At 69.8% G+C, this 16,343-nt stretch carries 16 protein-coding genes and 1 pseudogene; 7 read left to right on the forward strand and 10 right to left on the reverse strand.

The window, feature by feature from the left end; genetic code table 11:
* Positions 1-111: 111 nt before the first annotated feature.
* Positions 112-696 (reverse strand): hypothetical protein, encoded by a 585-nt coding sequence (locus tag ACFWY9_RS16115; RefSeq protein ID WP_378328306.1) that lies wholly within the window; start codon positions 694-696, stop codon positions 112-114.
* Between the two features lie 15 nt (positions 697-711).
* A complete protein-coding gene (locus ACFWY9_RS16120; protein ID WP_378328305.1) occupies positions 712-1,398 on the reverse strand; it encodes a CBS domain-containing protein in 687 nt (228 codons plus the stop codon).
* Positions 1,399-1,975: 577 nt separating this feature from the next.
* Here ACFWY9_RS16120 and ACFWY9_RS16125 point away from each other — a divergent pair.
* Together ACFWY9_RS16125 and ACFWY9_RS16130 are read left to right on the forward strand one after the other, a co-directional pair.
* A complete protein-coding gene (locus tag ACFWY9_RS16125) occupies positions 1,976-2,650 on the forward strand; it encodes an HPP family protein (protein WP_378328304.1) in 675 nt (224 codons plus the stop codon).
* Positions 2,647-3,246 (forward strand): hypothetical protein, encoded by a 600-nt coding sequence (locus ACFWY9_RS16130; RefSeq protein WP_378328303.1) that lies wholly within the window; start codon positions 2,647-2,649, stop codon positions 3,244-3,246. Before ACFWY9_RS16125 ends, ACFWY9_RS16130 begins: the two co-directional genes overlap by 4 nt.
* A gap of 337 nt (positions 3,247-3,583) precedes the next feature.
* Here ACFWY9_RS16130 and ACFWY9_RS16135 read toward each other — a convergent pair whose 3' ends face one another.
* Positions 3,584-4,387 carry a maleylpyruvate isomerase family mycothiol-dependent enzyme gene (locus tag ACFWY9_RS16135; protein ID WP_378328302.1) on the reverse strand — a complete coding sequence of 268 codons (804 nt, stop codon included), beginning with the start codon at positions 4,385-4,387 and terminating at the stop codon, positions 3,584-3,586.
* A gap of 109 nt (positions 4,388-4,496) precedes the next feature.
* Between ACFWY9_RS16135 and ACFWY9_RS16140 the strand changes: the two genes are divergently transcribed.
* The gene (locus tag ACFWY9_RS16140) at positions 4,497-4,862 is read left to right on the forward strand and encodes a hypothetical protein (protein WP_378328301.1); all 366 of its coding nucleotides are present in this window, start codon (positions 4,497-4,499) and stop codon (positions 4,860-4,862) included.
* Positions 4,863-5,153: 291 nt separating this feature from the next.
* Here ACFWY9_RS16140 and ACFWY9_RS16145 read toward each other — a convergent pair whose 3' ends face one another.
* The 3 genes from ACFWY9_RS16145 to ACFWY9_RS16155 form a co-directional block, all read right to left on the reverse strand.
* Positions 5,154-6,242 (reverse strand): hypothetical protein, encoded by a 1,089-nt coding sequence (locus ACFWY9_RS16145; protein ID WP_378328300.1) that lies wholly within the window; start codon positions 6,240-6,242, stop codon positions 5,154-5,156.
* A gap of 390 nt (positions 6,243-6,632) precedes the next feature.
* A complete protein-coding gene (locus ACFWY9_RS16150; RefSeq protein ID WP_378328299.1) occupies positions 6,633-7,094 on the reverse strand; it encodes a hypothetical protein in 462 nt (153 codons plus the stop codon).
* 1,132 nt (positions 7,095-8,226) lie between these two features.
* Positions 8,227-8,805 carry a TetR/AcrR family transcriptional regulator gene (locus tag ACFWY9_RS16155; RefSeq protein ID WP_378328298.1) on the reverse strand — a complete coding sequence of 193 codons (579 nt, stop codon included), beginning with the start codon at positions 8,803-8,805 and terminating at the stop codon, positions 8,227-8,229.
* Between the two features lie 90 nt (positions 8,806-8,895).
* Between ACFWY9_RS16155 and ACFWY9_RS16160 the strand changes: the two genes are divergently transcribed.
* On the forward strand, positions 8,896-9,861 hold the full coding sequence (locus tag ACFWY9_RS16160) for a ketopantoate reductase family protein (RefSeq protein WP_378328297.1): 966 nt from the start codon (positions 8,896-8,898) through the stop codon (positions 9,859-9,861).
* 125 nt (positions 9,862-9,986) lie between these two features.
* Here the strand turns inward: ACFWY9_RS16160 and ACFWY9_RS16165 are convergent.
* From ACFWY9_RS16165 to ACFWY9_RS16175, 3 genes and pseudogenes are all read right to left on the reverse strand, one after another.
* Positions 9,987-10,169: pseudogene (locus tag ACFWY9_RS16165) on the reverse strand (aldo/keto reductase); the annotation flags it as partial.
* Between the two features lie 58 nt (positions 10,170-10,227).
* The gene (locus ACFWY9_RS16170) at positions 10,228-10,458 is read right to left on the reverse strand and encodes an SHOCT domain-containing protein (protein WP_378328296.1); all 231 of its coding nucleotides are present in this window, start codon (positions 10,456-10,458) and stop codon (positions 10,228-10,230) included.
* Between the two features lie 25 nt (positions 10,459-10,483).
* Positions 10,484-11,482, reverse strand: coding sequence for an Acg family FMN-binding oxidoreductase (locus ACFWY9_RS16175; RefSeq protein ID WP_378328295.1), 999 nt, complete (start codon positions 11,480-11,482; stop codon positions 10,484-10,486).
* Between the two features lie 270 nt (positions 11,483-11,752).
* Here ACFWY9_RS16175 and ACFWY9_RS16180 point away from each other — a divergent pair, with 270 nt between their 5' ends.
* From ACFWY9_RS16180 to ppsA, 3 genes are all read left to right on the forward strand, one after another.
* Positions 11,753-12,844: a universal stress protein gene (locus ACFWY9_RS16180; protein WP_378328294.1), complete on the forward strand. Its 1,092-nt coding sequence runs from the start codon at positions 11,753-11,755 to the stop codon at positions 12,842-12,844.
* Between the two features lie 26 nt (positions 12,845-12,870).
* Positions 12,871-13,509: a CBS domain-containing protein gene (locus ACFWY9_RS16185; protein ID WP_378328293.1), complete on the forward strand. Its 639-nt coding sequence runs from the start codon at positions 12,871-12,873 to the stop codon at positions 13,507-13,509.
* A gap of 264 nt (positions 13,510-13,773) precedes the next feature.
* Positions 13,774-16,014, forward strand: coding sequence for a phosphoenolpyruvate synthase (gene ppsA / locus ACFWY9_RS16190; protein WP_378328292.1), 2,241 nt, complete (start codon positions 13,774-13,776; stop codon positions 16,012-16,014).
* 12 nt (positions 16,015-16,026) lie between these two features.
* Here the strand turns inward: ppsA and ACFWY9_RS16195 are convergent, their stop codons facing one another.
* Positions 16,027-16,206, reverse strand: coding sequence for a DUF397 domain-containing protein (locus ACFWY9_RS16195; protein ID WP_378328291.1), 180 nt, complete (start codon positions 16,204-16,206; stop codon positions 16,027-16,029).
* Positions 16,207-16,343: the final 137 nt, after the last annotated feature.

Genomic DNA, 16,343 nt, shown 5'->3' on the forward strand with positions numbered 1-16,343 from the left:
GTTGGTGTGTCAGCCGCGGGGGGGCGCGGCGGTGGGGGGGGCGGGGGGGGGGGGGGGTGCCCGGGGGTGGGGGGGGGCGCGGGGGGCCGCCCCCCCATCGCGGGGTACGGCTCAGCGGAGCCAGGGATTGTGGTCCACAAAGGACAGATCGGCCCAGCGGCGGCCGAGGCCCCAGGCGTTGCCTGCCAGTGTCGCGGCGAGGGCGATGAGCACGAGGGCGTAGACGAGGTGATAGTCGATGATCGGGTTGGTCGACATGCTGGGTTTGCCGTCGAGGGTGGTGCGGGCGGGCGGCCATTCGGCGACCCACATCAGCAGCATCATGATCGTCCCGGCCGTGGCGGAGATCCGCAGGCCGATGCCGAGGGTGACGGCGACGCCGATTCCGGCGAGGCCGAGCATGAACAGCCAGTCGGCCCACCAGGCGCCTGCCCAGCTGTGCAGGGTGTTCGTGAACGGACCGGCGTTCACGTGGCCGAGGAAGCCTTTGGTGGGGGAGCCGCCGTTGATCCACGCGTTGGCCGGGGTGGTGGCGTAGCCCCAGCCGAAGGTCTTGTCCAGGAAGGCCCAGAGGAACAGCAGGCCGGTGGCGATGCGGAGCACGGCCAGTGCGCGAGGGCCGTTGCCGGATGTGCTGGGCGGCCGGGTGATCTGCCGGGTGGATTCGCCGGAGGTGGGGTGGTCTTTGAGGGACATCGGTTTCTCCTGGGTTCAGTTGTCCGATGTGGACGGTTGGCGGTGCGGGTTGGTTTGGTCGTCCCAGACGAAGTCGAGGCGGTTGTGGACGTCGATGACGCCGGGGACGCGGGCGGTGAGCAGACCGGCGCGCTCGGCCTCGCCGCGGCTGTCGAGCCGTCCGACGAGGGTCACGACGCCGTCTTCGACGGTGACCGCGGCTTGGCCAGGGGTCGCCCAGAGCGCGCGTTGGAGGACGTCGCGTTCGATGTCGGCGTGGATTTCCGGGTCGGGGCGGCAGAAGGTGCCGAGCAGGTCCCGTCGGGAGACGACTCCGACGAGTCGTCCGTCGTCGACGACGAACAGGCGGCGGATCCCGGTGCGGGCGAGCCGGATCGCGGCGGTCTGGACGGACGCGTCCACCGGGACGGTCCGGGCGGGGCGGGTCATGAGGTCTTCGGCGACCAGGGCGTGGGCCTTGTCCCAGTCGCGGCGGGCGCGGCCTCCCGAGATCAGTCCGGGACGTGCGTCGTCGGTGCCGGTGCGGAGCCGGGCGAGCAGGTCGGCTTCCGACACGACGCCGAGCGGGCGGTCGTGTGCGTCGACGACGGGGACGGCGCTGATCCGGTGTTCGGCCAGCAGCCGGGCGATGTGTTTGTACGGCGTTCGCGGGGTCACGGTGACCGGGTTCGCCGTCATGACGTCGGAAACGTTCTGGCGCATGGTGTCCTCCGATCGGCTCGCCGCGAACCGGGCCGGTTCACGAGGCTGGTCATGCGCTCAAGCTAGGACCGTGACACGGCTGCGGGCCGGGGTCGTTGGTCCCCGATCCGCGGGACCTCGGACGCGCCGGTGGACTCTTCACGCCCGGGCACGCGCGAGGTCGACTCGGGACATGAGGAACGGCGGCGGTGATGGCCGAGCGCCGGGCCGAGGAGACGCGGCGGCTCCGCGCCCGTATCGACGATCCGCTCCGCCGTGCTCGGCCGTGACCGCGCTGGCCGGGCGATGCGGGGGAACGACGCCCGTGCGCGGCTCTGCCAGCGGTATCGGCCGGTTTGACCACAATGGACTGTCCGGTGGTTGCATCGCGGTCGCGGTGCCGGACGCCCGGCGGGCCCCCGTCGCGGCCGCCTGACGTCCGTCACGGGACGTAAGACTCAATGCCCCGGCCGGGTCTGGAGGGTCTTTCGGTCCGGGAAGGGGTGTCTTCCTGTTCCAGCGCTGACCGGCGCGGGCGCGCGATGGTGAGTTCACGATCCGTGGAGGACGGGAGAAACCGATGCTGGTCGAGGAGATCATGAGTGCGCCCGTGACCTGTGTCGCGCCGGACACGCCCGTGTCGGAAGCGGCCGTGCTCCTGAGCCGGCGTGGCATCGCGGCGATGCCGGTGCTCGACGGCGACGGCTGCCTCGCCGGGATCGTGAGCGAAACCGATCTGATGACCGAGGAGGCCGCCGAGCCGGACGCGACGGTCGCCCGGCTGATGACGCGGGAGGTGGTCAGCGTGCCCTCAGGGACCCGGGTGGCCGAGCTGCCGGCTTTGCTCGTCCGTGTCGGGGTGCGCAGCCTGCCGGTCGTTTCCGCGGAGCGGCGGGTACTCGGCATGGTCGCGCGTCGCGACGTCGCGCGGGCCATCGTGCACCGCGACAACGCTCTTGTCCGGCAGGTCCGTTATCGCCTCGACGGCTACTTCGGCGAGGGGCGGCGGTGGGACGTGGAAGCCGACCGGGGCCTTGTCACCGTCACCGGCGAGTTCCGCGACGAGGCCGAACCGCAGATGGTGCACGCCATGGCCGAGATCGTCCCCGGCGTCAAATGGGTCCGCGTCGTCGCGCGGAACACCGTCTCCTGTGCGGGGGCGGTGCCGATACCCCGACTGTCCACTGTGGCCGATCAGTCCTGCGACGGCCGTCATCCGGGCACCGCGGTTGTCGCCGGGAACGCCGCCGGTTTCGGGGAGGCGCCGCGATGACGACCATGACCACGCTGTCCGTCCGTTGGTGGCGCCGGCTCTGCCCGCGCCGCGGCGGTCTCGCACGCCGGTCCGATCGGATCGAGGCGGCCGTGGTGGCCGGCGCGGTGTTGCTCGGGCTGGCGGTCTTGCCGTTCGCTGGTGCGGCGGGCTCGGCGGTCTACGCGCACCTGCGTGAGGTGTCCGCTCAGCAGACCGCGACCCGGTATCCGGCCGAGGCCACGTTGCTGGCCGATGGTCCGGTCGCGGAGGCGGCGGGTCGTGGCGGTGTGGTGGCGGAGAAGGGACCGACCGCCGCGGTCTGGCCGCTTCCGGACGGCACAGTGCGGCGTGGCCGGGTCGAGGCGGCTGCCGGAACCCTCGCTGGTGCGCGGGTGCCGATTTGGCTCGATCGGAACGGCACGCCGGTGGAGGCTCCGATGTCGGTGGCGGGCGCGGGGGTCGTGGGTGCCGCCGCTGGGCTCGGGTCACTGTTGGTCGTCTGGTCGCTGCTGGCTGGGGTGTCGGTGGTGAACCGGTGGGCGCTGAACCGGTCCCGGTACGCGGCCTGGCAGCGGGAATGGTTCCACGACCAGGAACGCCGGGAAAATCACTGAAGGTGCGCGACCGTTGCCCTCGCGAGCGCAGCCGGGTCAGGACCCGGGACAGGTTGGCCGCCCGCAGCGAAGCCCGGCTTCCGGCCGACGGCCGGAAGCCGGGTGAATCAGTCGAAGCCGCGTCTCGGCGCAGGCTTCCCTCCGGTCCCGTCTCCCGTGGTCCGGCCATAGCCGAACCGGGGGCCGGACCGATGCTGTCCGAGCTTGTCCGACCGGGCGACGTTCCCCGCTCTGCCGACCCTGCCGCGCTGGTCCCGATGGGCGCGTCCGAACAGGCTCGGGATCCGCGCTCCCCGATCCCCGTAGGCGTTGTGGCGATAGGGGAGCCACAGGTTGGTCAGTCGCTGGCGTGGGCGGTGTTGTCGAGCCAGTGCTGGGCGAGGTCGATGGCGCCCTCGACGCGGATGTTGGTGGCGTCTCGGTCGGCGAACGGGAGTCGCCGGGTCAAGGTCAGCAGCAGCGATCGCGCCGGGCCGGTGACCGTCACGTCGGCTTGCCGGGTTGCGGGCTGCCACGTTGCCCCGTCGGGCCGCCGTTCGACGAACCACGCGCCCGCGCCGTCGGTGATGTCGGTGGCCAGCCACTGCAGGGTCTGCCCAGTACCCCGGATGGCGTGCGCGGATTCGGGTCGCTGCATCTCCCACGTGGGCGAGGTGAGCATCGCGAGATGGTTGGTGATGAGCGCGGCCGCGATGTCGGTGTCGAGGTCGGCTGGGCGGTTGGCCGCGGCGGCTGCGTCGAAACCGTGGATGACGGCCTCGTTGAGCATGCTGGCCATCCAGAACCGCGTTCCGGACCGCCCGTCTCCCGCGGCGTTGAACACCGGCGCGTCGAGCGCGTCATCAGAACACGCGTCCGCGACCCGTTGTGCCGACTCCGACAACCAGGCCTGCCACTCACGGGAATCGACAGGGAGTACGGCCATCTCGGTCGGCAGCTGGGTGGGGTCGGTGATGCGCCGCTCGATGATCTCCGCGACCCAGTGCTGAGTCTGGCCCACGTGCGTGACCAGATCGGTCACGGTCCACTTCGGGGCCGTCGGCACGGCGGCTTCGGGTCCGGCCGCCGCGGCTGATTCCGCCAGGCGCCGGGTGTGGCCGACGATCGCTCGCCGGGTGCGTTCCGCATTCAGTTCGATCATGAGATTGTCCTTGCTGTCCAGGTAGCCTGCGCCCCGTCCCCTGCGGGCGCCTTCGACTACGCGTCGAACGACCGGAGCGGGGATCGACACACCCCAGCACAATTTTTCCATGCGGACCCGGTCGCTGAGCAGGACGCTCGTGCCCAGACGGTCGGCGAGCGCCGCGGCAACGGTGGACCTCCCGGTGCCGGGCAGTCCGCCGACGAGGATCAGCCGCACGTTGTCGCGTCGCAGCTGGTCCAGCGCGATCCCGGCGTGCCCGCGGGCCAGTGCGGTTGAAGATTCGTCGCCCTGCGCGTGTCGCGACGTCGTCGAGGCCGTCGAGCCGGCGCAGGCAGTCGTCGAACTCGGGGCAGTCCAGCACCCGGGGGCTGGCGTCGAGGCAGAAGATGGCGTCGGCGAGCAGATCGCCGTGCCCGTCGACGATCCGGCCGTCCGCGAGCCGCCGGTGGAACAGCGGCTCGCGTCCAGCTGAGAACTCGCGGGTCAGGTGTTCGATCTCGGCGCCTCGCCCGGCACGGGCGTGGAAGCTCGCGAGCATGCGGGCGAGCTGGTCCACCTGCCGCGGCTTGGCTTCGTTGTTTCGGACCATAGTGGACAGTCGGCGCTCGTCGGGCATCCTGCGCGTCGATGACTCCGCAGCCGAGGCTGCGAGCCGACGCCCGGCGCAACCGTGACCTGATCCTGGCCGCGGCGTGGCACCTGTTCGCCACACGCGGTCCGGACGTCGCGGGACGCTCAGACAGGCAGGTATTCGGGGAAGCTGTCAGCACGGACCCGCACACGCCGACCTAACTGTTCGAGCGTGCTTGAGCGAAGCGGGTACGCGTCGCGGTGGGGTAGGCGTTAGTCGTGCGATGAAGGACATGGTCCAGGGGGTGCCGGGTACGGCGTCGTGTCCGTCGCCGATGGCCCACAGGCCGTCGCCGGGGATGTCGGCCAGTGCGAGCACTTTGGGGTGGCCGGGCATCGGCGGCGGGCCGTCCACCCAGTCTTGCCCGGTGAACTTCAGTATCGAGGTGCGGGTGGCGCCGCCGGCCCACCGCGTGGAGCCGTCGGTGGCGAGGTCGGCGAGGTAGGCCGCGTTCGGCGTGGGGGGAGTGGGTGTGCCCGTCCAGTCCTGGCCGTTCCACCGCATGGCGAACGCCTGGAAGGGGCGTTCGCTGCCGGGTCCGTTGTTGTCGCCGATGGCGCCGGCGACCCAGACCTCGTTCGCCGAGACGGCTTTCACCGTGTTGGTCAGGACATCGTGTGCCTGGCTCGGGGTGGGGATACGGGACCACCGGTTGCCGTCGAAGTGCAGGACGTAGGCTTCGTACTTCGCGTCGGCGGTGGGGCGGGTCCGCCCGACTGCCCATACATCGTCCGGGGCTCGCGCGGACATGCTGGTGAGCCAGGACGACTCGCCGGGTACCGGGAGTTGTTCCCGTGTCCATGCCGTGCCTGTCCAGCGCAGCAGCGCGGCCTGGATCGAGGGTGGGTGCTGGATGTTGCCTGCCACCCAGATGGTGTCGCCGGCCGCGGCGGCGGTGCCGAGACTGATCCGGCCGTCCGGGTCGGCAGGCGGCGGGGTAGTGGTCCATGTCGAGCCGTTCCAGTGGTGGACCGCGGCGCCGGTGGTTTCGGACGCGACCGCCCACAGGTTGTCACTCGAGGTTCCCGCGAGGGCGACGACGTCACCGGCACGGCCCAGGTCGATGGTTTGCCATGTTCTCCCGTCCCAGCGCAGTACCACCTGTTCGGTGACCCATGGCGGCACCAGTCTGACCCAGTGCGTTCCGGCGGCCCAGGCGTCGGAGGGCCCGAACGCCTGTATCGCCTTGACGTGGATGTTCGCGGCGGGGAGTGGGGTCATCTCCCAGGCGGGAGTGGTTTGCGTGACCGCGTTCGCGGTCGTGATGCCGGTGAGGAGGCCGGCTGCGGCGAGGAGTACACATAGCAGCGTGCGGGAAGTGTTATGGGGCAAGGGGTTCCGGGGTTCTCGGTCCGGGGTTCCCCGGGCGGTGGTTTCTGGACGTCGCTGCATCTGCGTAGTGTTCGCGCGGCCCGGGGAATTGTCACCCGCCGACCGGTTGAACGGCATTTCGGTTGCTGCCGAAGAAGATCTGGTTCCGGAGCCGTCGAAGATCGGCTTTCGCGGACAGCGGACCGGTCCCAGGTTACAAAACCAAGATTGTGTGAATGAAAGATCCGAGGATAGCGCCCGGGCGCTGCGGTCAGTTGCGCTTGCGCGAGGGGCGCGGCGTCAGCGATCGACGCCGGTTCTCCGCTTCGACAACCAGTACAACGCGGGCGGGGTCCCTGTCAGCAAGCCGGCAGCAGAAACGCCGAGGCCGACCAGGAAGATCGGAATGTCGTTTTCGAAGCCACTGCCTGGTGCTCCCTGGATGAAGAGAGGACCCGCGCCCAGCACGGCAGCCCCGATGGTGATCAGGCCGACCGCGGCTGTGGTCAAGCCCCTGAGGCGCTTTTCCCAGGCCAGGAGCTGCGCAGGGGGTTGTCGGTCGTCTCTCCTTCCCGGCAGCCAGGCCAGCGTTGCCACCACGCCGAGCAGCAGGCCCGCCCCAGTCACGCACTGACCGAAGAAAAGGAAGCCGATCGCACCGAAATTGACACCGTGCCCGGATGGTTCGGCGATCGCCATGAGGGCTCCCGTGCCCAGTAGCACGTCCCCGGCGACGACCAGCCGGATCGCGGTGATGGTCATACGCTTGACAGTGGTTCTCATGGTTCCTTCCTGCTGACTGAATTCTGTGCGCGGTGACACGGCCGTCTCATTCGGGGGTTCCCGCTCTCCTTGTCAAAGAAGTCGCAGAACGGGCCACTGGCCCCTGGTTTGCGAACGAATCCGTATGAGATGGGGGCCATGGGTCCACCGCGGAGGTGGTGGTGCGTATTCCACCATACGTATGCGTTATTGCGGTCGGTGTGGGGGTCGGGGGATTTCGAGTAGTCGTTCGTTTTCGCCGTGTTGCTTCCGTCGCCGCGGGTCGCTGGGGTTTACCGGCGGCGGCCCGTGCGCGACAGCCGATTCAGCAGCCGCCGCGGCCATCGGGGCATCGCACAGCCCCACCGCAACCGTGATCACCTTCACCATGACCGGACCAGCACGCGCTCTTGCCCTGCCGCACGGCGCCACCCCCACTCCGAAGAACCTCTCTGCTGCTTTACCCGCTCACTCACGACGCTCACGCCGCGCAAGCCATCCACCCGGTATTCGCGGCCACCGCTTGGTGACCGGGCACACAAATAGTGGACAGAAAGTATCCACATTGGATTTCGCTGAAATAGTACATTAGCGGCTCGAAACTTCCGTGAAAGGGCGCGAAAGATCTTCAACCGTGACCAAAGCGTAATTCGGAGAGTGTTCGACACTTCCGCATGACCGCCGTCGGTGAGGTCGCCCCCTGGCGCGGCAAATGTTAACTGATCGGCGACGGCGGCTGGCGGCAGTTCACCGACGTCGCGGCGCAACCCGACGGCCGCAAGCTCCCCAGCCGGCCGCCACGGCACAGAGCACACCGGCATATCGCGTCAGGCGAGGTTCGCCAGCACAAGAGTCTCCATATCGGCAGGTCTCGCCAAGCCGCGAAGCGGGACGGCGATCAGACACGTATGCGGCAAGGCATGGAAGACATCCGCTCATCGCCATGTGCGTGCGTTCATGGGAGTACCCGACAGGCGGCGTCACTCCTGGTCAGGCGCCTGGTTCGTGCCCGTTCGGGGTGTGCTGACTTCGCCGGGCGGGGCGCGGGTATCGAGCGACGCATCCCGGTCATCCGCTGAAGTTCCTTGGCGGTGCCGCTTGGCGGCGGTGGTCGGCTGGCGAATCGCGCGAGCTATCCGTCCGAGTGCGGTCGGCGCAGTCCGTCCAGCACGAGGGTGATGACGTCGTCGGCCTCGGCCCGCCAATCGGGGCGGTCATGGGCCGCACCGATGCCGTGCAGGGCCATCATGATGGCACCGGCACTCACGTCGTCGCGAACGGCGCCGCCCCGCACGGCGGCGGCCACCAGGTCGGCGACCGCCTGCTCCAGTGCCCTGCTGCCCTCGGCGAGGGCGCCCGAGCGATCGGCCATGAGCGTGGCCAGCGTCCGGGCCAGGCCTTCGTGGGCGGCTATGTGGTCGACCATGTCGCGCAGGAAGGTCGCCAACGCCTCCGCCGCGGGCAGCGTGGCCTGTAGCTGGCGGGCGCGGTCGCACAGTGTGGTGACTTCCCCGTGGTAGACCGCCTCGGCCAGGGCTTCCCGGGTGGGGAAGTGGCGGTACAGTGTGCCGGTGCCCACGCCGGCCAGTTGGGCGAAGTCGTCGAAGCGCAGGTCGAAGAAGTTTCCGGCGTCGAAGACTTCCCGGGCTGTGGCGAGCAGGGCATCGCGTTTGCGTTGGGCGTCGGCGCGTAGCGGCTTGTTGGCGTTCATGCGCTCCTTCGCGTTGACAAATGGAGATGACCTCCATATTTTGAAAAGTGGAGATGACCTCCAAATCGATCGTACCCCACGAGGTGCAGTGTGAAGATCCTGATGTTCGGCCGAGGCGTGATCGCCACTGTCTACGGCTGGGTCCTGCAACAGGCCGGGCATGACGTCGAGTTCTACGTCCGGCCGGGCCGCGCGGCGACGTACGGGGACGCGGTGGATCTCGACCTGATCGATATGCGGCGCCGGGTGTGGGGGCAGCGCGTCGCCGAGAAGTGGCCGGTGCGCTACCGCGAGGCGCTGGAGCCGGACCACGACTTCGACCTGATCGTGCTCAGTGTGCCGCACCACCGCCTCCCGGAGGCGACGGCCTTCCTGTCCCCGCGTGCCGGCCAGGCCACGGTGCTGATCTTCGGCAACCTCTGGACCGAGCCGCTGGCCGCGATCGGCGACCTCCCGCCCGACCGGATCGCCTGGGGTTTTCCCCAGGCCGGTGGCGGTTTCGGCGCGGACGGCGTGCTCCACGGGGCACTGCTGCGGTCGGTCGTCTTCGGCACCCTCGGCCAGCCGCCGACCGACCGGGAACAGGCCGTGCGCCAGGCGTTTCGCGAGGCCGGGCTCCGGATCAAGGAGCGGCCTGACTTCCGCGGCTGGCTGTGGGTCCATTTCGTGTCGGATGCCGGCACGTTTTCGCAGGGCCTGCGGCGGGGTTCCCTGTCCGAACTGGCCGGGGCAAGGGGCGACCTTCGCGAGGCGCTGCTGGCGGGCCGCGAACTGCTGCCGCTCCTCCAGGCGCGCGACCTCGACCTGCGACGGCACCGGGGCGGTCTGCTGCCGTTCCGGGCGCCCACCTGGCTGACGGCCTCCGCGCTCGCCTGGCTGACTACGCATGTCCCACCCGCGCGCGTGAGCCTCACGATGCACGACGACCCCGACGCCGAGGAGCCGCGCGAGGTCTGCCGGGACGTCCTGGCCGAAGCACGACGGCTGGGCATCTCCGTACCACGGCTGGAAGCGGCGGAACCGCACTTCGCCCGCGAGGAGACGGGTCGAGCCTGAATCCACCGACGTTGTCGGTCCCGGCGGTCCGTCGCGGTCGCCGGGTCCGCCGCATCCCGGAGCGAAACCCGGTCGCACCGGTCGACGAACTGCCGTTCACACACGGCTTTTTCGCTGTCCAGCCTCTATCGCCTGTCCGTGACGTCGTGGAAGGAAAAGTCATGCCTACTGAGCCGCTGGGCTTCGACGATGTCCGACGCGGGCAGGTTGGAGTGGCCGATCGCCCGTATCTTGCCCGCGTGCGGCAGGTCGGTCAGCGCGCTGAGGGTTTCCTCGATGTCGGTGCCGGGTTCCGGGTGGTGGGCCTCGGCCCGCAGGGCGACCATGGGGACCTCCGTGCCGGGGGTCCCCATGGTCAGACGTTGTTCAGTCGCCCAGTGTTGCGCGTCGCTGTTCGTATTCTTCCTTGTCGATCTCACCGCGGGCGAATCGTTCGTCGAGGATCTTCAACGCGTCGCTGCGGCGGCTGGGTGGCTGGCCGAAGCGCCGCAACAGCACGATGCCGACCGTGATGAGGCCGCCCAGGAAGACGACGATGGCGATGAGCATGAAGAGGCCGCCGAGCCAGCCGCCGTCTCCGTAGGTCCAGTAGTGCATGGTCGCTCCTTGACAGGCCGGACTATCAGCGGTCGGTGGCGGGGTCGAGTGGGCGCAGTACTTCGTGAAGGTCGCGTCGCGGCGTCGCGGGCAACGGGTCGGCGTTGATCGGTGCCCAGCCGGCTCGCAACACCATCTGCGGGAAAGCGCCCTTGGTCACCTGGTCCTGGACCGTGCCGCGGACGTCGGGCAGTTCGAGCGGTTCGGTCAGCGGGCAGGTCGCCAGGCCGAGGCTGGTGGCGGTGAGCAGTACGGCGCTAGTGGCCTCGCCTGCCTTCAGCTGGGACATCCGGTCGTCGGAGGCGGTGCTGATGACGAGCAGGACCTCTTCGCTGTCCTCGCCGGTGCTGCCGACGGGCTGGGGGAGGCCCGGGTCGGCGAACGGACGGTCCGCGAGCGCGCCGGATGTTTCGTCGTGGGGTGGCACGTTCGCGGTGGGAACGCCGTCGGCGGCGAAGTGCCTGCCGCTCCAGGCGGCGAGTTCGATCCGGTAGGCGGGGTCGGCCGCGTGCCGCTCGGAGGCGGTGGCGATGGCCTTGGCGAGGTAGTAGCGGGCGGTGTCGTCGCAGGTGCGCAGCACCGTGCCTTCGTCGGCGGCGCGCCGTGCCATGACCTCGATGTAGGACGCCGGGACCAGCCAGGAGCTGTGCCACCGGCGGTCGGTCCGGCGTCGCGGGATCGCGGCGGCGAGCGTGATCTCGTCCGGTGCCGGTTCGTGGCGGTGCAACTCGATCGAGGCGAGGTGGTCCGGCTCGGCGGGATTGGGCAGCCGGTGCACGGCGGCCCGCCAGCCGAGCGCGGCGAAGCCGGTCCGCAGATGGTGCAGCGCGGCGCCGCAGCTGAGCAGGAGGTCGCGGCCGTCGGGGTCGGTCTCGTGCAGCTGCCGCTCGCGGTCGGCGTACAGGTGCAGGGTGCGGTCACCGCGTGCCCACCGCCATGGCTGGGTGTTGTGCACCGACGGGGCGCGGACGGCGAGCGCCACCGCGGTGTCGACGGTGTAATCGTCAGGAAGTCCATGATCCATCGGAATCTGCCTCTGTCGTCTCGGTCCGGAGGTCGGGCACGGGCAGGAACCTGTCGAGCAGCGGCGTCCTTTCGTCCACTGTGGACGTACCTGGAGCCTTCGTGCTCATGACGCCTCCCGGGTCGTCTCCAGCCTCGTGCCGTATCACCTTGGCGAGAAGGGCAGAACGTCCTTGGTGACAAGTGCCAAGGGCCCGGAAAGCGGGGACGCCGTTCTCTGCACCTGGCCCCGGTGATGACGCAGCCTGGAACCAGAGAGCTGGTGAGGGATGTGACCGACGGACAGACGCGCCACGGGTACGGCTGCGTGGTGGTCGGGGTCGACGGCTCGGCGTCGGCGCTCGACGCCGTGCGCTGGGCCGCCCGCGACGCGGCGCTGCGCGGGCGGCCGCTGCGGCTCGTGCACGCGCTCGGTCAGCCGGAACGCGGCCGCCCGGGGCGGCGGACCGTGGCAGTGGGGGCCCGAAAGGGCGAGGGGGACAACGAAGAAGCCTGTCTCCGCGCCGCGCACGACGTTGCTCACGCCGTGGACCCCGGTGTCGAAGTGGTCGCTCGGCTCCGGACGGGTGACTCCAGAGTGGTGCTGCTGGACGAATCCCGGCACGCCGAGCTGGTAGTGCTCGGGTCGCGGGGTCTGCGCGGGGCGAGTCGGCTGCTGCTGGGTTCGGCCGGTCTGTGTGTGGCTGGACATGGCTGTTGCCCGCTCGTCGTCGTCCGGGGCAGGCCCGGCCCGAGCAGGCCGGTGCTGGTCGGCGTAGACAACTGGCCGGACAGTGCGGCCGCCGCGCGCTTCGCCTTCGCGGAGGCGGCCCTGCGGGGCGTCGGCGTCACAGCGGTGCGTACGTGGAGTGAACTCGGCGATTCGGCCACAGCACACGCGGTCCATCACGCGCAACTGGCGAGTTGCCTGGCCCGGCTCATCGAGGAGTTCCCCGCCGTGCCAGTGGATCACCTCGTCGTTCGTGGCCGGCCTCGGCGGGTTCTCCAGCGGTACGGGGAGCGCGCCGGGCTCATCGTCGTCGGTTCGCGCGGACGGAGTGCGTTCGCCGGATTGCTGTTTGGTTCGGCGAGCCAGGAGCTCGTCGGCGGCGCTCCCTGTCCGGTGGCCGTGGTGCCGAGCATCGCCGCATGGCGGTCACCGCTACGAGCCGGTTCCCCGCACGCATGGAAGGAGAACGAGATGGACGACCGGGAGAAGGCACAGGCGGCTGCGGAGGCCCGGAAGGCTGCCGGAGCCGGTACGCGGTCCGTTGCCGAACTGTCTGAGCGCGCCGTTCAGCGGTACCTGGCCGCGCAGTCGTATCGGGATGGCAATTGGGAATCCGAAGTGGACAGTGTGCCGCCGGAACGCGGGGAATCGTGAACAGGAAGCCCCGAGTCCGGGATCTCATGACCACGAAGGTCTACGCCGTGGACGAGGACACTCCGGTCAAGGAGATCGCGCGGATCCTGGTGGACCACAAGGTGAGTGCCTTGCCGGTGCTCGGTGAGCAGCGGCAGGTGGCCGGCGTGGTCTCCGAAGCCGACCTCGTGCTCAAGCAGGCCGGCGCCGCCTCGCCGGCCGGTCTCGCCCCGCTGTTCGGCCGGACCCGCACCACGGGCCGCGTCGCAAGCGAGGTCATGTCGGCTCCGGCGGTGACGGTTTCGCAGGACGCCCAGGTGATCCACGCCGCCCGCCTGATGGTGGGACATCGGATGAAGCGGCTTCCGGTGGTGGACGGGCGAGGAAGACTGGTCGGGATCGTGAGCAGATCGGACCTCGTCCCGGCGTTCGTGCGCACGGACGAGGAACTGCACGAGGAGATCGTGCACGGCGTCCTCGCGGAGGCGCTCAGTGTGGCGGGGCCGCCCGACGGGGTCGCTGTCAGGGTCATCGACGGGGTGGCCGAGCTCCGTGGGGTCGTGCGGCGGCGGAGCCTGGTTCCGCTCGTAGTCGCGCTGGTGCGCCGGGTTCCGGGAGTTGTCGACGTCACCGAGGAACTGTCCTACACCTGGGACGACACGGTCGGCGCCGAGCGAGACCGGTGATTTATGGATCGACGAAACGCAATCCCGGTGAGGTCGTGAAGGCGTAGCGCTGTCGCAATTCCACGGCCCCGCCGGGCAATGTGACGGTAAGTTTCCGTCTTTTGTTCAATACCACCAGTTTCTCAATGCTCGACGGACGTTACGTCGTGCTCGTGGACGGCGTGGGACGAACGCCCCCAGGGGGAGTGACCTTCGGCCACAGCGTGCGCGGGCCCGGTGCGGTGAGCATGACGTGCGGACAGTTCGCGCGACGGAGGAGACACGATGGCGCAGGTGCGGGACTTGGCCGGGATCAGGGCGTCGGACGCCGAATCCGCCGGCGGCAAGGGAGCGAACCTGGGAGAGTTGATCGCGGCGGGGTTCGACGTGCCCGGCGGGTTCGTGATTCCGCGGGAGGCGTACTGGGCTGCGCTGGACCGGGCCGGTGTGCGTGCCCAGATCGCTGAGCTGCACGCCAAGGCGCTGACGGTGGTCGACGACGCCGACGAGCTGAGCGGTTACTGCGAGCGCCTGCGCGAGCTCGTGCGTGGCGCTGGGATAGGGGCCGAGCTGCGCGGGGAACTGCTGGAGTCCTACCACGCGGTGGGCGCGACAACCCCGGTCGCGGTGCGGTCGTCGGCCACCGGCGAGGACGGCGCGGAGGCGTCGTTCGCGGGGATGAACGCGAGCTTCACCAACGTGTGGGGCGACAATGCGCTCGCCGAGCGCGTGGTGGACTGCTGGATGTCGTTGTTCTCCCCACGAGTCGTCAGCTATCGGGCGACCCGCGGTTTCACCGGCGAGCCCGCGATCGCCGTGGTCGTGCAGCGCATGGTCCCGGCCGAACGTTCCGGCGTGATCTTCACCGCCGACCCACGGACCGGCGATCGGCAGCGGATCGTCATCGAGGCCGTGTTCGGGCAAGGCGAGGCGATCGTCAGCGGGGCGGTGGAACCGGACACCTACGTGGTGGCGAAGGACGATCTGCGTGTGTTGTCCGTCCGCGTCGGCACGAAGAGCCACAAGATCATCGCCGAGGTCGGCGGGGGAGACGTCAAGGTCGAGCTTCCGCGGCAGGCGGGCGGTCGCCGGGTGCTGGGTGACGCCGCGCTCCTCGAACTGGCTCGCACCGCGGTCCGCGTCGAGGACCACTACGGTGTGCCCCAGGACATCGAATTCGCCGTGGGGGACAACAAGATCTGGCTGGTGCAGTCGCGCCCGATCACCACGCTGGCGCCGGTGGAGAAACACACCGACCACGTACTGGTGTCCGGTCTCGGCGCGTCGCCGGGGCAAGGCCAGGGAAACGTCCGTGTCCTGCACGATCCCAGCGAGGCCAAGCACCTGCTCGACGGCGAGGTGCTGGTGGCACCGATGACGAACCCGGACTGGGTGCCGGCGATCCGCCGGGCGTCGGCGCTGGTCACCGACGGCGGCGGGATGACGTGCCACGCGGCGGTCGTCGCGCGGGAACTCGGCGTGCCCTGCGTGGTCGGGACCGGCGATGCCACCCGGGTACTGACCGGCCGCGGGCTGGTCACCGTGGACGGCGGCGAGGGGGAGGTCCGCGCCGGTGCGCGGCAGGAACCCGCCCGCACCGCACCCGTCGCGGTCCCGCAGGCGCCCGAGGCGATCGGCACTCTGCTCTATGTCAATCTCGCGATGCCCGACCACGCCGCCGAGGTGGCGCGGCAGCCCGTCGACGGCGTCGGCCTGCTGCGCGCCGAATTCCTGCTGACCGAGGCGCTCGGCGGACGGCATCCGCGGCAGCTGATCGCCCGCGGCGAACAGGAGTCCTTTGTGGACTCCATGGCCGCGTCGCTCCTGCGGATCACCAAGGCGTTCGCGCCGAGGCCCGTCGTCTACCGCGCGACCGACCTGCGTACCAACGAGTTCCGCGGCCTCTCCGGAGGCGCGGAGTACGAGCCGGTGGAGAGCAACCCGATGATCGGCTATCGCGGCTGCTATCGCTACGTGCGGGAGAAGGACCTGTTCGACCTCGAACTGCGGACGCTGGCGCGGGTCCGGGAGCAGACGCCGAACCTGCACCTGATGATCCCGTTCGTCCGCACGAAATGGGAGCTGGAAGCCTGTCTCGACCTGATCGACGCGAGCCCGCTCGGCCGCCAGCGCGGCCTGCGCCGGTGGATCATGGCCGAGGTGCCCTCGGTCACCCATTATCTGCCCGAGTACGCCGGGCTCGGGATCGACGGTGTTTCCATCGGCAGCAACGACCTGACCCAGCTCGTCCTCGGCGTCGACCGGGACTCGGCGGCATGCGCGGAGCTGTTCGACGAGGCCGATCCCGCGGTGCTCGCCGCGATCGGCCGGATCGTGCGGACCGCGACGGATCTCGGCCTGACGTCTTCGCTGTGCGGGCAGGCGCCGTCGGCCAAACCCGGCTTCGCCGAGCGCCTCGTGCGGTGCGGGATCACGTCGATCTCGGTCAACCCGGACGCGATCGGCTCCGCCCGGTCCGCGATCGCCGGTGCGGAGCGGCGGTTGCTGCTGGAGCAAGCGCGGTGACGGCCGTCCTGGTCAGTTGTGGGTGATCGTGGTGAGTAGGGCGTGCCAGGCGGAGCCGTTGACGGTTAGTTGTCCGTGTGTGCGGTCTTTGCTGTCTCGGATGCCTACGATGTTGCCGAGTTTCACCTCGACGCAGTCGATAGTCTCTTTGCTCCGGCTTGACTTGAACCAGTCATCGTGCCCAGTTGTCATTTCTGGTTCTCCGCTTCATTGATCGGGGCAGCCTGGTCCGTAGGGAAAGCCGGTGTCTCGGTGCGCCGGGACACCGGCCGGTCTGGTTAGTTGTGGGTGATCGTGGTGAGTAGGGCGTGCCAGGCGGAGCCGTTGAC

Origin of the sequence: Amycolatopsis sp. NPDC059027, from assembly GCF_042739735.1 — a bacterium.
GTDB lineage: Bacteria > Actinomycetota > Actinomycetes > Mycobacteriales > Pseudonocardiaceae > Amycolatopsis.

What these genes read in the sequence shown, in the direction of transcription:
- ACFWY9_RS16155 (WP_378328298.1), bottom strand. Translation starts at nt 8,805, where the DNA reads ATGAACGCCAACAAGCCGCTACGCGCCGACGCCCAACGCAAACGCGAT.
- ppsA (WP_378328292.1), top strand. Translation starts at nt 13,774, where the DNA reads ATGGCGCAGGTGCGGGACTTGGCCGGGATCAGGGCGTCGGACGCCGAA.
- ACFWY9_RS16120 (WP_378328305.1), bottom strand. Translation starts at nt 1,398, where the DNA reads ATGCGCCAGAACGTTTCCGACGTCATGACGGCGAACCCGGTCACCGTG.
- ACFWY9_RS16150 (WP_378328299.1), bottom strand. Translation starts at nt 7,094, where the DNA reads ATGACCATCACCGCGATCCGGCTGGTCGTCGCCGGGGACGTGCTACTG.
- ACFWY9_RS16185 (WP_378328293.1), top strand. Translation starts at nt 12,871, where the DNA reads ATGACCACGAAGGTCTACGCCGTGGACGAGGACACTCCGGTCAAGGAG.
- ACFWY9_RS16130 (WP_378328303.1), top strand. Translation starts at nt 2,647, where the DNA reads ATGACGACCATGACCACGCTGTCCGTCCGTTGGTGGCGCCGGCTCTGC.
- ACFWY9_RS16125 (WP_378328304.1), top strand. Translation starts at nt 1,976, where the DNA reads ATGAGTGCGCCCGTGACCTGTGTCGCGCCGGACACGCCCGTGTCGGAA.
- ACFWY9_RS16170 (WP_378328296.1), bottom strand. Translation starts at nt 10,458, where the DNA reads ATGCACTACTGGACCTACGGAGACGGCGGCTGGCTCGGCGGCCTCTTC.
- ACFWY9_RS16195 (WP_378328291.1), bottom strand. Translation starts at nt 16,206, where the DNA reads ATGACAACTGGGCACGATGACTGGTTCAAGTCAAGCCGGAGCAAAGAG.
- ACFWY9_RS16145 (WP_378328300.1), bottom strand. Translation starts at nt 6,242, where the DNA reads ATGACCCCACTCCCCGCCGCGAACATCCACGTCAAGGCGATACAGGCG.
- ACFWY9_RS16140 (WP_378328301.1), top strand. Translation starts at nt 4,497, where the DNA reads ATGCGGACCCGGTCGCTGAGCAGGACGCTCGTGCCCAGACGGTCGGCG.
- ACFWY9_RS16115 (WP_378328306.1), bottom strand. Translation starts at nt 696, where the DNA reads ATGTCCCTCAAAGACCACCCCACCTCCGGCGAATCCACCCGGCAGATC.
- ACFWY9_RS16175 (WP_378328295.1), bottom strand. Translation starts at nt 11,482, where the DNA reads ATGGATCATGGACTTCCTGACGATTACACCGTCGACACCGCGGTGGCG.
- ACFWY9_RS16135 (WP_378328302.1), bottom strand. Translation starts at nt 4,387, where the DNA reads ATGATCGAACTGAATGCGGAACGCACCCGGCGAGCGATCGTCGGCCAC.